This window comes from Calidifontibacillus oryziterrae, assembly GCF_000331575.1.
Taxonomy (GTDB): Bacteria; Bacillota; Bacilli; order Bacillales; family Bacillaceae_J; genus Calidifontibacillus_A; species Calidifontibacillus_A oryziterrae.
Genome location: NZ_KB223527.1, coordinates 1,049,577 through 1,065,682 on the forward strand (window position 1 = coordinate 1,049,577; position 16,106 = coordinate 1,065,682).

General features: G+C 35.4%; 14 protein-coding genes. 1 reads left to right on the plus strand and 13 read right to left on the minus strand.

Annotated features, from left to right (window positions below):
* Window positions 1-319 precede the first annotated feature (319 nt).
* The 12 genes from D612_RS0113835 to D612_RS0113890 form a co-directional block, all read right to left on the minus strand.
* On the minus strand, window positions 320-1,369 hold the full coding sequence (locus D612_RS0113835) for a glyceraldehyde-3-phosphate dehydrogenase (RefSeq protein ID WP_017756078.1): 1,050 nt from the start codon (window positions 1,367-1,369) through the stop codon (window positions 320-322).
* 151 nt (window positions 1,370-1,520) lie between these two features.
* Window positions 1,521-2,120: a dephospho-CoA kinase gene (gene coaE, locus D612_RS0113840; protein ID WP_017756079.1), complete on the minus strand. Its 600-nt coding sequence runs from the start codon at window positions 2,118-2,120 to the stop codon at window positions 1,521-1,523.
* 51 nt (window positions 2,121-2,171) lie between these two features.
* Complete coding sequence (gene mutM, locus D612_RS0113845) at window positions 2,172-2,999, minus strand: DNA-formamidopyrimidine glycosylase (protein WP_017756080.1); 828 nt, start codon at window positions 2,997-2,999, stop codon at window positions 2,172-2,174.
* Window positions 3,000-3,038: 39 nt separating this feature from the next.
* Window positions 3,039-5,684 (minus strand): DNA polymerase I, encoded by a 2,646-nt coding sequence (gene polA / locus D612_RS0113850; RefSeq protein WP_169330977.1) that lies wholly within the window; start codon window positions 5,682-5,684, stop codon window positions 3,039-3,041.
* Window positions 5,685-5,806: 122 nt separating this feature from the next.
* Complete coding sequence (gene hflC / locus D612_RS0113855) at window positions 5,807-6,742, minus strand: protease modulator HflC (protein WP_017756082.1); 936 nt, start codon at window positions 6,740-6,742, stop codon at window positions 5,807-5,809.
* Window positions 6,732-7,721, minus strand: a complete 990-nt coding sequence (gene hflK / locus D612_RS0113860) for an FtsH protease activity modulator HflK (protein WP_017756083.1) — start codon at window positions 7,719-7,721, stop codon at window positions 6,732-6,734. Before hflK ends, hflC begins: the two co-directional genes overlap by 11 nt.
* Before the next feature lie 67 nt (window positions 7,722-7,788).
* The gene (gene pnpS / locus D612_RS0113865; RefSeq protein WP_017756084.1) at window positions 7,789-9,216 is read right to left on the minus strand and encodes a two-component system histidine kinase PnpS; all 1,428 of its coding nucleotides are present in this window, start codon (window positions 9,214-9,216) and stop codon (window positions 7,789-7,791) included.
* On the minus strand, window positions 9,209-9,928 hold the full coding sequence (locus tag D612_RS0113870; RefSeq protein WP_017756085.1) for a response regulator transcription factor: 720 nt from the start codon (window positions 9,926-9,928) through the stop codon (window positions 9,209-9,211). Before D612_RS0113870 ends, pnpS begins: the two co-directional genes overlap by 8 nt.
* Before the next feature lie 134 nt (window positions 9,929-10,062).
* Entirely contained in the window at window positions 10,063-11,001 is a 939-nt protein-coding gene (gene mdh, locus D612_RS0113875) for a malate dehydrogenase (RefSeq protein WP_017756086.1), read from the minus strand.
* A gap of 99 nt (window positions 11,002-11,100) precedes the next feature.
* Complete coding sequence (gene icd, locus D612_RS0113880; RefSeq protein ID WP_267879079.1) at window positions 11,101-12,378, minus strand: NADP-dependent isocitrate dehydrogenase; 1,278 nt, start codon at window positions 12,376-12,378, stop codon at window positions 11,101-11,103.
* Window positions 12,379-12,497: 119 nt separating this feature from the next.
* A complete protein-coding gene (citZ, locus tag D612_RS0113885) occupies window positions 12,498-13,613 on the minus strand; it encodes a citrate synthase (RefSeq protein WP_017756088.1) in 1,116 nt (371 codons plus the stop codon).
* Between the two features lie 184 nt (window positions 13,614-13,797).
* Entirely contained in the window at window positions 13,798-14,262 is a 465-nt protein-coding gene (locus D612_RS0113890) for a DUF441 domain-containing protein (protein ID WP_017756089.1), read from the minus strand.
* Between the two features lie 191 nt (window positions 14,263-14,453).
* On the opposite strand from D612_RS0113890, the gene ytvI reads away from it, so the two are divergent.
* On the plus strand, window positions 14,454-15,572 hold the full coding sequence (gene ytvI, locus D612_RS0113895; RefSeq protein WP_017756090.1) for a sporulation integral membrane protein YtvI: 1,119 nt from the start codon (window positions 14,454-14,456) through the stop codon (window positions 15,570-15,572).
* 28 nt (window positions 15,573-15,600) lie between these two features.
* Here ytvI and D612_RS0113900 read toward each other — a convergent pair whose 3' ends face one another.
* Window positions 15,601-15,990 carry an FxsA family protein gene (locus D612_RS0113900; RefSeq protein ID WP_017756091.1) on the minus strand — a complete coding sequence of 130 codons (390 nt, stop codon included), beginning with the start codon at window positions 15,988-15,990 and terminating at the stop codon, window positions 15,601-15,603.
* Window positions 15,991-16,106: the final 116 nt, after the last annotated feature.

Here is a 16,106-nt window from a genome sequence, read left to right on the forward strand (position 1 = left end):
AAAACGAGAGGATTCTCAAGTTTTTTCTAAAAATAGGATTTGTTATATTTTTCACAAACTAATAAAAAAGGCGCAAGCGCCCTGATTAGCGACGTATAAACTAAGAGCGCATCGACTGAGATAAACAAAGCACGACGAGGGATGAGTCGATGTTGACTTATCGCAAAAGAGATGAGCGAAACTTACTAGTCGCTGGGCGCTTGCGCTGGATGACTACTCTCTGTGCTATAGTATTTATCCACAGGATCAAATTTTTTAATTTCCTAAACAAAAATAAAAGAGAGGTACGAATACCTCTCTTTACAGTTTTATAGTTTGATTATGAAACAACTACTTCTTTAGCTTTTGCTGCTGCTTCTTCCTCAATGCCTTTTGCAACAATTTTCGCTAAATCGATAACTCGGCTTGAATAACCCCACTCATTATCATACCAAGTTAACACTTTTACTTTTGATTTACCGATAACCATTGTTGATAGCGCATCAACAATTGCTGAACGATCATCTGTATTGAAATCAATTGATACTAAAGGCTCGTCTGTTACTCCTAAAATTCCCTTTAGCGGACCTTCAGCTGCTGTACGGAACGCTTGGTTTACTTCTTCTACTGTAACTTCACGTTCTAGATCGACAACTAAATCAACTAAAGAAACATTTGGAGTCGGAACACGTAATGCCATTCCGTGTAATTTACCTGCCATCTCCGGTAATACTAAAGATAACGCCTTCGCAGCACCTGTTGATGTTGGGATAATCGATTGAGCACAAGCGCGGGCACGACGTAAATCTTTTTTATGAGGATTATCCACATTTTTTTGATCATTTGTATAAGCATGAACTGTCGTCATTAACCCGTTCACAATCCCAAATTGCTCGTTTAATACTTTTACAACTGGAGCTAAGCAATTTGTTGTGCAAGAAGCATTCGAAATAATATGATGCTTATTATGATCGTAGTCCTTATCATTGACACCAACAACTATTGTAATATCCTCCTCTTTTGCTGGTGCAGTAATAATAACTTTTTTTGCTCCTGCCTTGATATGAGCACTTGCTTGTTCTTTTGTTTTAAATTTACCTGTTGCTTCTATAACGATATCTATATTTAGTTCCTTCCAAGGAAGTAGTTGTGGATCACGTTGATTTAACAATTGAACACGTTTGCCATTAACAATTAACGCATCCTCTTCAACTTCAACAGTACCCGCAAATTTCCCATGAACACTATCATATTTCAACATGTGAGCCAAATTATCGGCTGGATAACTTGCATTAACTGCAACAATTTCAAAAGTATCATCTAAAATTGCACTTCTAAAAAACATTCTCCCTATACGCCCAAAACTATTAATCGCTACTCTAGTCCCCACTGAATAGTCTCCTTTCGGAATATGTTATACTTAATACCCTTTAAGTAAAATTAGTATAACATAAATAAAGAGAAAATGGTTAGATAATTACCCAAATTATTGTAAATTATTATAAATTAATATTTATGAACTATTTTTAGTCTAAATAATGTTATAACAATTTCCATATTTGCAGTATCTGTTTTAGTTGCTCAAATGTTTCAGATATTGTTCCATTGTTGTTAATGACAGCATCTGCTAATGGAATTTTGTCTTCTAATGGCATTTGCGAACGTATTCTCGCCATGGCAGCATCTGTAGTTAATCCATTTCTTTTCATTAACCGGCTTTTTTGAACATCAGGATCTACATATACTAAAATTATTTTATCGACTAAATGGGTTAGCTTACTTTCGAATAATAACGGAATATCTAATACAATAGTTTTTTCTCCATTTTCTATATAATTATTTTTTAAATCATTCATTCTATTACGCACTGCAGGATGAACAATAGTATTTAGCTTTTCTCTTTTCACTTCATCCTTAAAAATAATAGAGCCTAATTTTTCCCGATTTATTGTACGATCCTCGTGTATGATCTCATTACCGAATACCTCAACAATTTTGTTATAAGCTTCCTCTCCAACCTCAACCACTTCCCTTGCAACCATATCTGCATCAATTACGACGATTCGAAGCTCTTTAAACATTTTGGAAACGGTGCTTTTCCCACTAGCAATGCCCCCCGTCAAACCTATAATCGTTGCCATAGCTTACCACCTTTTTTTAGCTTTTGTAATTACCAAGTAAAAACCGCTCGTTCATACCCTTTGACAGTTTGGACAGAAATGGGTTCCGCGACCACCTACTATCATTTTTTCAATGATCGAACCACAATTTTTACATACATCCCCATTACGACCATATACGTAAAGACGGAGCTGAAACATCCCCATTTCCCCTTGTGTATTTACATACGACCGAATTGTGCTACCGCCTTTTTCCACAGCCTCACATAGCGTATTTACTATTTCTCTACGCAACTCTATTAATTCGTTTTTAGTTAACGTTTTGGCAGGTCGAAGTGGGTGAATTTTTGAGCGAAAGAGCGCTTCGTCAACATAAATATTTCCTAATCCGACAACAATCTTTTGATCTAAAAGCACCACTTTTATTTTACGATCAGTGTTTTTAAGGTTTTTCTGTAAATATTCTACAGTAAAAAGCTCTGAAAAAGGCTCTACCCCTAACTGTGCTAACGGCAGCTCCTTCTCCTCACATCCTTTATCAAATAAATGCATCGTACCAAATTTTCGCACATCACGATAACGAAGCTCAGTACCATCAGTAAAATAAAAAAATACATGTGTATGTTTATCATAATTTTCTTCTTTGCGGTAAAGACCATAGCGGCCTTCCATTCTTAAATGCGATACTAGTATATAATCATTAAGGACAAACTTAATAAACTTACCTCTTCTTTGAATATCTTGAATTGTTTGTCCCTGCAATAAAAATTGAAACTGTTTGACATCATCTGGTTTTTTTATAATCTTTGGCCACAAAACCTTCACACCATTTATCGTTTTGCCCTTCACTAAATGGTTAAGTGTACGACAAATGGTCTCGACCTCTGGTAACTCAGGCATTTTATCTCCCCTTGTATATCTAGTCAATTTAGTAATAGTCTATTTGGCATCAAACCAAGTCGGTCCATAGCAGTAATCCACCTTAAGCGGAACATCCAGTTCCACAGCATGTTCCATCACGTCTGGAACAATTTGTTTCAAGATTTCTATTTCTTCCTCGGGAACTTCAAATATTAGTTCGTCGTGAACTTGTAATAATAGGCGAGCTTTCAAATTTTCTTGTTTTAATCTGCCCACCATATCAATCATTGCCTTTTTTATAATGTCAGCAGCACTACCTTGTATCGGGGTATTCATCGCAGTTCGCTCTGCAAAACTACGGATATTAAAATTTCGACTTGTAATATCGGGTAAATAACGACGACGATGTAATAAAGTTGTGACATACCCTTTTTCTTTTGCTATCCGGACACTATCCTCCATATATTGCTTTACATTAGGAAAACTCTTTAAATAGCGATCAATAAACTCCCCTGCCTCTTTCCTCGTAATTCCAAGATTTTGTGATAGGCCAAAATCGCTAATTCCATATATGATACCGAAATTAACTGCCTTTGCTTGACGACGCATTGTCGCCGTAACATCGGCCTCGTTCACATGAAAGACGTCCATCGCAGTTTGAGTATGAATATCTTTGTCGTTTTTAAATGCTGTTACTAGTTTCTCATCTTGGGCAATATGAGCTAAGACTCTTAACTCAATTTGTGAATAATCCGCTGCAAAAATAAGCCATCCTTCCTCAGATGGAATAAACGCTTGACGAATTTTCCGCCCTTCATCCATACGTATTGGAATATTCTGTAGGTTTGGCTCTGTTGAGCTTAATCGCCCTGTTTGAGTCAAAGCTTGATTAAAGCGCGTATGAATTTTATGTGTATCTTTGTGAACTACTTTTAATAACCCTTCAATGTATGTTGACTTCAATTTCCCAAGCTGCCTGAAATGTAACAAAAGTGGGATTATTTCATGCTTATCTGCCAACTTTTCGAGAACATCTGCTGAGGTTGAATATCCTGTTTTTGTCTTTTTGATCGCCGGCAGTTTTAGTTTTTCGTATAAAATTACTCCTAACTGTTTTGGCGAGTTAATATTAAAAGACTCACCCGCTAGATCATAAATTTTTGCTTCAATATCGCTAAGTAGAACGTCAAGCTCTTTCCCCATTTTTGTTAATCGATTAACATCAACCTTGATACCTGTTGATTCCATATCACTTAAAATGAAGGAAAGGGGTAGCTCTAGCTCCTTAAATAGGTGGTATTGGTCATTCTCCTTTAATTCATTGACTATTTTTTCTTTTAGTTGAAAAATTGCGTCAGCCTTTCTTACAAGATGTTCTGCTAATTGCTCAACTACCGGAATCTTTCGTTTCGCACCTTTACCATATACTGTTTCATCTTTATTGATGTTTAAATATTGATTACGTGTAGCTACATCTGCTATTTCAAGATTCGTGTCGGCAGGATTTAAAATGTATGCTGCTATTAAAAGATCAAATTCCACACCTTTTAACGTTATTCCACGCCAATGCAGTAGTGTCATTGCTTGTTTAGCATCAAAAACATATTTTTTTGCATTTTCATCTGCCAGCCATCGTTTAAAAGTCACAGATGTCAACGCAATTTCTGTAGGGATAAAATACTTCCCTTTGTCATTGACAACAGAAATCCCAATAATATCTGCTTCATGGTAGTTTTCTTCAATTGATTCAATCACGAGGGAAGCTTCTCTTGTTAAAACATCATCGGTAATTTCTTTTAAAATTGAATACGAAATCGATGCCATTTCTTGTTGTAAAGCTTCAGATTCAGAATCTACACTGTTAAGACGATCTAATAATGAATTGAACTCTAATTCTTTAAAAAGACTGATAACCTTTTCGCTATTCATATCTTTCTTACTAAGATCAGCTAACGTTATCGTAATTGGCGCTTGACAATTAATTGTCGCCAATTCTTTTGACATTAACGCTTGCTCCTTATTTTCCGCAAGCTTTTCCTGTAGCTTTTTCCCACTTACTTCAGAAATGGATTCTAATGTTTTTTCTAATGTTCCAAATTGGTTTAAAAGCTTTATTGCTGTTTTTTCACCAACTCCTGGTACACCTGGGATATTATCTGATGAATCACCCATTAAGCCCTTCATATCAATAATTTGCTGTGGCGATAAATTATATTTTGCTCTCAATTGGTCAATATCGTATGTATCAACCTCGGTAATCCCTTTTCTAGTATGAATAACCGTTACATGATCAGAAACTAGTTGAAGTAAATCCTTATCACCGGATATAACTTTGACTTCTATTTGTTCGTCTTCTGCCTTTTTTGCCAAAGTGCCGATAATATCATCAGCTTCATACTCGTCTAATTCATATCTAGCTATATTAAAAGCATCTAGCAATTCTCTAATAAACGGGAATTGTTCGGAAAGCTCTGGTGGTGTTTTTTGGCGCCCACCTTTATAGTCTGAATATGTTTTATGACGAAATGTTGTTTTCCCAGCATCAAATGCGACTAATATATGGGTAGGGTTTTCCTCTTCTAATACCTTCATCAAGATCATGGCAAAGCCGTAAACTGCGTTTGTAAAAATCCCTTTTTTATTATTTAAAAGCGGTAGGGCAAAAAACGCACGATAAGCGATACTGTTCCCATCAATTAAAACGATCTTCTGTTTGCTCACTATTCTTCCTCCCTCGTATTACCCTCTAAGTTAATAAATAAAAAACGCCCAGTAATCCATTATCTCACTATATTTTACCATGTTCATGAGATAAAAAGAAAACGGGCGCTTCCTACTATAGTTTATTATTGGGTGTACCCCATTAACAGCTTCGCATATGGAGAATTATTTGGAAGAATGATGACTGTCTCTCCATCAATCGTTCGTTTATATGATTCTAATGTTCTATATAGGTTATAAAATTCCGGATCTTGGCTAAATGCACTATTATACGTTTGGGCTGCTATTTGTTCACCTTCTGCCCGGATTTGTTCAGCATCTGCTTGTGCTTTTGCTAAAAGCTCCTTGACTTCGCGATCCGTTTTAGCAATGGTTCTATTTTTTTCGGCGTCACCCATCGATAAATATTCCTGAGCCTTTGATTCACGCTCGGATATCATCCGTTTATAAACGGACTCCTCATTTTCTGCTGGCAGATCCGTTCTTTTCATTCTTATATCAATAACAGTGACTCCGTAGTTATCTCTTTTTAAAAACTCGTTTACTTTGGCAGTTACAGTTTCATTTAAACTACCACGGCTTGAATTTTCCTCATCAATAATTTCATCATAATTTAACTGACCAAGCTCTGTTCTTACAACTGAAAAAATAAACTCTCCCATTTTTGCTTCAGCATTTTCTACTGAACGTAAATTTGAGATCATCATCTTCGGATCAGAAATCCGCCAAATTGCATAGTTATCAATCATAATTCGTTTTTTATCTTTTGTATTAATCTCTGCTTTTTCAACATCAAAAACCTTTTGATACTTCGGTAGTGTTGAAACTGTTTGTATAAATGGGATTTTGTAATTTAGCCCTGGTTGGTCGATGATTTTAACAACTTCTCCAAACTGGCGTATAACTTTATATTCCCCTTCTTTAACAATAAAAAGATTACTCAAGACAAAGCCAACAAGTACAAAAAAGGCAACGATCGTGATGCCAAGCCTTGTGTATTTTCTCCACTCAATATTTTTATTTTTAAGATCATTCATGTTAATAATTTTTTCATCGGCCATTTGTGCTTCCCCCTTCCTGTTCAGCTTTCGATGTAGTCGGAGGTGTCGGACTGTTTGATTCAATAGGTCGAATAGGTAGATATTTCAGAGTACCACCATCGTCATTCATAATATAGATATCTGCATTAGGTAATACTTGGTCCAACGTTTCAAGCACTAAACGCTTCCTTGTAATATCCGGCTGCTTTTTATATTCATTGTATAAAGCGTTAAAAATAGCGACATCACCTCTTGCGGTTTCAATACGAGCTGCTCTATCTCCTTCTGCTTTCGAAATAATAGCATCCTTTTCCCCTTCAGCTTCTTGCGTCCGCTTATTAGCATATTTGTTGGCTTCATTTATTTTTGTATTCATCATTTCCCGGGCATCTGTAACCTGAGTAAATGCTTTGCGAACATCTTCATTTGGAAGTTCAACATCTTGAAGCTTTACATCAAGAATTGAAATGCCAATGTTATATTGGTCCATTAATGTTGTTAGTACATCTCTTACTTTTGCTTCAATTTCTGCTTTCCCTGATGTTAAAACATCATCTATTTTCGAGCTACCAATCGTTCCCCTTAACGATGCTGATGTTGCATTATATAAAATATTGCGGGGATTATCTGAATTAAATAAATATTTCCCGGGATCGGTTATTTTCCATTGAACGACTAGATCAGCAAGAACAATGTTCTCGTCACCCGTAATCATTTTTGTATCCTGTGGAAATTCCTCAACAACTTCGCCATTTTCTTCTACATAGCCAAACTGTAAACTGAATGTTTCCTTAGAAAGCTTCCTAACCTCTTGAATTGGCCATGGCATTTTAAATTGCAGGCCTGGTTCAATAATTCCTTCATCAACTTTACCAAAAGTCAAAATAACTGCCTGTTCGGATTCATCAACCGTATACCAACTAGTCATTGCAACTATACCTAATATTAAGATTAAGATGATCAATCCAATAGTCGTGTAAATACGCTTTAAGCTTACCATCGTCTACCCCCTTTTTTACCTTTATACACAGTAATACGTTTCTACAGAAGAGAAAGTTTCGATTTTTTCAATTGTATTCATTTCCATTTAAAACTTCCTTATTTAAAGTTATTGAAAATACTGTACCACTATTTAGCTCACTCATTACATCTATTTTCCCATGATGAGCCTCAACCAAGTGCTTTACAATTGCCAATCCTAGTCCGGTACCACCCGAATTTCGACTTCTAGCCTTGTCTACTCGATAAAACCGTTCGAAAATTCGCGGGATTTCCTCAGCTTTTATACCGATTCCACTGTCCTTTATTTCAACTTTAATTTTATCTTTGGCAGATTTACAGCTTATTTGAACTTTGCCACCGTCCATCGTATAATTTAGGGCATTATCAATTAAATTAATGAATATTTGTTTTAGACGGTATGAATCACCTTGTGTGATTAAATGTTCGTTATTATTCATTTCCATAATTACTTGTATATTTTTCGCTTGTGCTTTATTTTCTAACATCACAACAATCTCGTTAAGGATTTCCTTAATATTAACTGAACTTTGGTTTAAACGAAAACTATCTTGTTCAATCTTTGATAAATCAAGCAGATCATTAATTAAACTTTGCATTCGTTCCGTTTCTTTCAAAATGATCGTAAGGAAATACTCCCTTGACTCTATATCGTTAATTGCACCATCTAGCAACGTCTCCGAAAAACCTTTTAATGATGTTAATGGAGTTTTTAATTCATGAGATACATTCGCAACAAAATCTCTCCTCATTTGCTCAAGCCTTTTGAAGGTTGTTATATCATGGAAGACTAATACTACTCCCTTCCATTCTTCATTTGTACCAATGATCGGTGTTCCAAATACCTCAAAATATCTTCTTTCGATCTTTAATGGTAATAGAAATTCCTTCCGCACATCTTTTTCAGTCATAAAGATTTGCTCAACTAATCGAATAATTTCTTCATGCTTGAAAACATCATAATATAAATGATCTACATAATCTTCCTCTTCAACATCAAAGGTTTCTTTATATATCCGATTTGCTAGATTTATATAACCTTTATCATCAATTAAAATTAGTCCACTTCCCATACTTTCAATTAATGTTCTCAGTCTATCTTGTTGCATTTGTTGTACTGCCATTAAGTTCTCAAGGTTACGTGCTAATATATTAATTGATCTATTTAACATTCTAGTATCACTTATCGGGTTTTCTGTAGAGCGGGCATGGTAATTTCCTTTTGCAAGTTCATTTGCAACCCGAATAACTTCGTCAATCGATCTTGTATATTGGCTGGATATTTTATACCCAATCATTAATATTAGTACCCCAGCAACAGTAAAACTGGCAATTAATAGTGCCCATATTTTATGATTATCGTTATCAATAGATAATGATAAAATTACAGTTCCTACAAAATAAGCTAGACAACTAAACACTATAAATACTAGCAGTAGTAAGGAAAAAAAGATTTTTACTTGAATTCTATTCATTTACTTTTGGGGCCTCCATTTTATATCCAAGTCCTCTAATTGTTTTTATATATATTGGTTTTTTTGTATTATCCTCTACTTTTTCTCTTAAATGGCTAATGTGAACATCAACAATTCTAGTATCTCCAGCAAAATCATAATTCCAAACAGCGCTTAATAATTGATCCCTTGTTAATACACGCCCTTTATTTCTTACAAGGTATAACAACAGTTCAAATTCTTTAGGAGTTAACTCTAACAATTCACCTTTAAAATAAGCTTCGTACAGTTCAGGTAAAACCTTTAGATCGCCGATTACTAATTCCTCTGAGGATTGATTATCACTTGTTACTTCACTTTTTATAAATTCAGTTCTTCTTAAAATAGCCTTAATTCTTGCAAGAACCTCACGAGGACTAAAAGGCTTTGTCATATAGTCATCAGCACCTAGTTCTAGACCCATCACCTTATCAAATTCATCGTCCTTTGCAGTTAACATTAAGATTGGCATCATTATTTTTTGGCGACGTAGCTCTTTACAAATCTCTATGCCATCGATTTTTGGTAGCATTAAATCCAGAACTATTAAATCTGGCGGGTTTAAGATGGCACCATTAAGTCCGGTTTCTCCGTCCATAGCTGTTTCAACATGATACCCTGCCTGCTCCAAATTGTACTTTAACAAAGTAATAATCGATTGTTCATCATCTACAACTAATATCTTTTTCTTCATGATAAACCTCCAGCGAGATACTATTTGTCATAATTCGAAAACTTATTTTCTTTTAAGGTTATCATACTATTATTTACGCTCAAAGAGATAATTAAAATAAAAAAATGCCCCTTACGGAGCATTTTCTAAAAATTTTATGCTAATACATTCATTACGCTACGAACTGATTCAACTGATTTATCTAATGCTGCTTTTTCTTCTGGAGTTAGTTCTAATTCAATAATTTTTTCGATACCATTTCCACCAAGTATAGTTGGTACACCTAGGTACAGACCTTCATAGCCGTATTCACCTTCTAAGTATGCAATTGAAGGTAATACTCGACGTTGGTCTTTAAGAATAGCTTCTGCCATTTCAATTAGTGAAGCGGCTGGAGCATAATAAGCACTTCCATTACCAAGTAGGTTAACGATTTCGCCGCCGCCTTTACGAGTGCGCTCTACAATTGCATCTAAGCGGTCTTGTGGAATTAACTTTTCCAAAGGAATTCCACCAGCATAAGAGTAACGCACTAATGGAACCATATCATCACCATGGCCTCCAAGTACAAATCCAGTAATATCCTTTACAGAAAGATTCAGCTCTTCAGCAACAAACGTACGGAAACGTGCTGTATCAAGAACCCCTGATTGACCAATTACACGGTTTTTAGGGAAACCTGTTTCTTTAAACACCGTATAAGTCATTGCATCCACTGGGTTTGTCAATACAATTATGAAGCAGTCCGGAGAATATTTAGCAACCTCTTGAGCTACTGACTTCATAATTTTCGCATTTGTTGCAACTAAATCATCACGGCTCATTCCTGGTTTACGAGCAATACCAGCTGTAATAATAACAACATCGGAATTCGCAGTGTCTTCATAGTTTGAAGTACCTTTAATTTTTGAATCAAACATTTGAACTGGAGATGCTTCTAACATATCTAATGCCTTTCCTTTAGTTGGATTTTCCATTTGCGGAATATCCACTAATACAACATCTCCTAACTCTTTTTGCGCTGCTAAGAAAGCCGCAGTTGCACCTGTAAAGCCTCCACCAATTACGGAAATTTTTCGACGATTAATTTTCATTTTAAATCCCCCTGGTTATATAATGTAGCCCCGTCCGGAGACAGGGCAGCTTACCTTTTTAATGTCCAGTTCGCCTTTAAGGGCTTCTGCCTTTTCCTATTATGCCATATTTTTAATTAACTCGTCACCAAATTCAGAACATTTTACTTCCTTTGCACCATCCATTAGACGTGCGAAGTCATATGTTACAACCTTGCTAGCTATTGTTTTTTCCATTGATTCAATCACTAGTTTGGCAGCTTCACCCCACCCTAGATGTTCAAGCATTAATACACCTGAAAGGATGACTGAAGATGGATTTACTTTATCTAATCCTGCGTATTTAGGGGCTGTACCATGTGTAGCTTCGAAGATTGCATGCCCTGTTTCATAGTTTATATTTGCTCCTGGAGCAATACCAATACCTCCTACTTGAGCAGCAAGTGCATCAGAAATAAAGTCGCCGTTTAAGTTCATTGTTGCAACAACACTAAACTCACGTGGGCGAGTTAAAATTTGTTGAAGGAAAATATCAGCAATAGTATCTTTAACAATAATCTTGCCTGCCGCCTCTGCTTCAGCCTGTGCTTTATTCGCAGCATCTTTGCCTTCTGTTTCAACAATGCGATCATATTGTGCCCAAGTGAATACTTTGTCAGCAAATTCTTCCTCTGCAACCTCGTATCCCCAATTTTTGAATGCACCTTCCGTAAACTTCATAATGTTACCTTTATGAACAAGTGTTACACTCTTGCGATTATCATCAATTGCATATTGAATTGCAGCACGTACTAAACGCTTTGTGCCTTCTTTTGATACTGGCTTGATACCAATACCAGAGGTTTCAGGGAAACGAATCTTCTTGACACCCATTTCATTTTGAAGGAAATCAATTACTTTTTGAGCTTCTGGAGTACCTTGCTGCCATTCGATTCCTGCATAAATATCTTCCGTGTTTTCGCGGAAAATAACCATATCAGTATCTTCTGGGCGCTTTACAGGTGATGGTACACCATTGAAGTAGCGAACTGGTCGAAGACAAGTAAATAAATCTAGCTCTTGACGAAGAGCAACGTTTAAAGAACGAATGCCGCCGCCGATTGGTGTCGTTAACGGCCCTTTAATTGCAATTATGTATTCCTTAATCACATCTAACGTTTCCTCTGGTAGCCATTCTCCTGTTTGTTTAAAAGCCTTTTCACCAGCTAATACTTCCTTCCAAATGAGCTTCTTTTCCCCATTGTATGCTTTATCTACTGCAGCTTGTAAAACACGAGATGCAGCTGCCCAAATATCTGGACCGATTCCATCACCTTCAATAAAAGGAATGATTACATGGTTAGGTACGTTTAATACCCCATTATCAACAGTTATTTTTTGTCCTTGCGTCACGTTAATTACCTCCTGATCATTTGTTTGGTCTTCTCTATATTTTAGTGACCATTTTTCTATTTTTAATCATGAGTAGAAGAGAGAGGCGATATTCTCCTCCCTCTAGCATGATTATTAGCAATAAATTATCGTTTTTCGATTGGTATCCACTGTTGCTTTTGTGGGCCAATGTAATCTGCACGTGGGCGAATTAAGCGATTATTGTCATATTGTTCTAGAATATGTGCCAACCAGCCTGATACACGACTAATTGCAAAAATAGGTGTAAACAAATCATGGTCAATACCTAGACAATGATAAGTAGAGGCTGAATAGAAATCAACATTTGGCGGAAGATCCTTTTTAGAAGTAACCATCTCTTCTAATTTCACCGACATTTCATACCATTTTCTATCGCCGGTAATATCTGCCAATTGTTTTGACATTTTCTTCAAATGTTTCGCACGCGGGTCACCCGAACGGTATACTCGGTGCCCAAAGCCCATAATTTTTTGTTTATTTGCAAATGCATTTTCTACATATTTTTCAACATTTTCAAGTGAACCAATCTCTGTAAGCATTTTCATAACAGCTTCATTAGCACCACCATGTAACGGCCCTTTTAATGCGCCAATTGCTGCTGTAATCCCAGAATATACGTCAGATAATGTTGCCACACATACACGAGCTGTGAATGTTGATGCATTAAGCTCATGGTCTGCATGTAAAACAAGCGCTTTATCAATTGCTTCTACAGAAATTTCATTTGGTTCTTTGCCGCTAAGCATGTACAAGAAATTTGCTGCCAAATTTAAGTCCTTACGTGGTGCAATTGGCTCTTGACCTTTGCGAATTCGTTGAAATGCAGCAACAATTGTTGGAAATTTAGCTTGAAGGCGAATTGCTTTGCGATAATTAGCATCTTTATCCATCACATCTGCTTCTTCATCAAACAACCCTAGCATTGAAATAGCAGTGCGTAATGCTGCCATCGGGTGAACCTTATCAATTGGGTATGATTTAAAATGATCAATTACAGCTTGAGGAATACTGGCATTATCAACTAATTGCTGTTTTAATGTTGATAACTCTTCACTATTTGGAAGTTTAGAATGCCATAATAGATAGATTATTTCTTCAAAACTTGCATTTTCAGCTAAATCATCAATTCCATAACCAACGTAAGTTAATTGATCATCGATAATAGAGCTTACTTTCGATTGCGTAGCTACAATCCCTTCTAGACCGCGAGTCACTGTCATACTCTCCCTCTCCTTTACAATTAAAATTCCCCTGTTTAAAGACTGTTTTTTCTGAAAAAAGAAAATGCTTACATTTTCACAAATCAGATAATAATGGGTTTATACGCTTTCAGAATCCTAACCCATTATAAACAATTATCAGACTTTTGTGAATGAAAAGTGATTATTTAATTTTATGAAAAGTCTATAATCCTAAAAGATTATATAATTTCATAAATAAATAAGCTATCCCTGCCGCTATTAATGGTCCAACAGCTATCCCTTTAAACAAAACAACAGCTAAAATGGTACCAATCACTAATGCAGCTGTTATATGAGGATCATCGCTTAATAAATCTAATCCGTATTTCGCAATAATTGCAACAAAGATACCAGATCCTAGCGCAATCCATGCATACGGTGATTTGATCGCCTCTGAAAGCTGTTTAAAACCAATATCACCTGTTGCAATCGGTACTAATACCGCAATTGTAATAACAATTACCCCAATATTAATACCTTTAGCTTGTAAAAGAGGATATAATCTTTCATCAAGTCCAGTCACTTTCATCCCTAAAAGAACTGAAACTGCTATGACTAATGATTGATTTTTCGCTAAAAAACCAATAATTAGTAATAACAATAAAAATAAAGTCGGTTGTGAAATCATGAAGTCATCCTTCCTTGTAACCAACTACAAGTTACATAGTATCATATTCGACAAAATTTCGCCACAATTTTCAACAGTGGAACTATTTACTTTTTTATTCTTTTTTATTCTTTCTTTCTATAAGCATACCATGTAAAATATTACAATAAGAATGAGTAAGCAAATGATGAAATGAAGAAAGGGCGTTTCCTTTGAATCAACATTATTTATATTCGTCGTTAAGGTTTTTGTTAGTACTTTCTATAGTAGTTATTATACCGCTACTAATTTTTTATTTGTCTTCACTTACTTATCCTTTTATCATTGCATTTCTTTTAGCCTTCTTGATCAATCCAATTGTGGATTTTTTTGAAGCAAAGGTAAAAATGCCTCGTGGCTTAGCTGTAATTATTGTTCTATTATTAATTATTGCCGTAGTTGCCGGGTTACTTACATTGTTAATTGCAGAAATCATTTCAGGTTCTAACTACTTAGCAAGGGTCGTTCCAGGCCATTTCGAAAAACTAGTCGGTTATTTTGAAGATTATTTCACAAACCAAATTATACCGTTTTATAATCAAATTTTATTATTTTTTAACAATTTAGATGCTGGTCAGCAGGATACTATTATAAATAATATCCAAAATGTTGGCTCTACAATCGCGACAAAGGTTAGTGCAGGTATAGAAGCATTTTTAAGAGCTATTCCAAATATTCTTGGCGCACTTCCTAATATTGCGACAGTCTTAATTTTTTCGCTTTTAGCCACTTTCTTTATCAGTAAAGATTGGCATCGTATATCAAATTATAGTAAAAAGCTTTTCCCGCAAAAAATTCAAACTAGTGGTAGAACTGTTTTTACAGATTTAAAAAAAGCGTTATTTGGATTTATTAAAGCTCAATTTACCTTAATTTCAATTACAGCAGTCATTGTTTTAATTGGGTTACTTGTTTTCAAAGTAAAATATGCAATTACAATTGCACTAATTATAGGGATTGTTGATGTATTACCATACTTAGGTACTGGAGCTGTTTTCGTACCATGGATTCTATTTTCTATCTTTTCAAATGATATTTCTTTAGCAATAAAGCTAGGAATATTATACGTTATTGTCCTGATCGTTCGACAAATCATGGAACCAAGAGTGTTATCATCAAGTATTGGACTAGATCCTTTAGCGACATTAATCGCTCTGTTTGTTGGTTTTAAGCTATTCGGATTTTTAGGACTGATTATTGGCCCTGTAACACTTGTTATTTTCAATACACTTAATCATGCAAACGTCTTTAAAGATATTTGGGCATATATAATTGAAAAAAAAGAAGCTTAGAAAGCTCTTTATTGAGCCTTCTAAGCTTTTAACGTCTCAATATTATAAATTGCCCATTTCGGATTGCATATTCAAGCCACTTTTTCACCCATCTTTTCACGAATTTTCGTGAAGAAGGGAACAGAAATATAAAGCCAACAGCATCAGTTACAAATCCCGGAGTTAAAAGTAAGACTCCCCCAATTAAAATGCAAAGACCGTCTACTATTGATTCACCAGGTATTTGACCAATAGACATTTGTGCTTGTGCAGCTGTTATTGCTTTCAATCCTTGACTTTTTGCAAGCCATGCTCCTAGTACCCCAGTTGTTATGATTAATACTATAGTAGGCCAGACCCCAATAGTATTCCCTGATAGAATTAGTAGACTAATTTCTAATGCTGGAACAATAATTAATAATAAAATGATATACCGCAACTTAGTTTACTCCTTTATATAAAATGAGAGAAGAGCACGAACTCTCTTCTCTTATCATACACATAGGCTCTAATATAGTTCAATATTTTAAATAACCTACTGTTGTACTGAGCAGA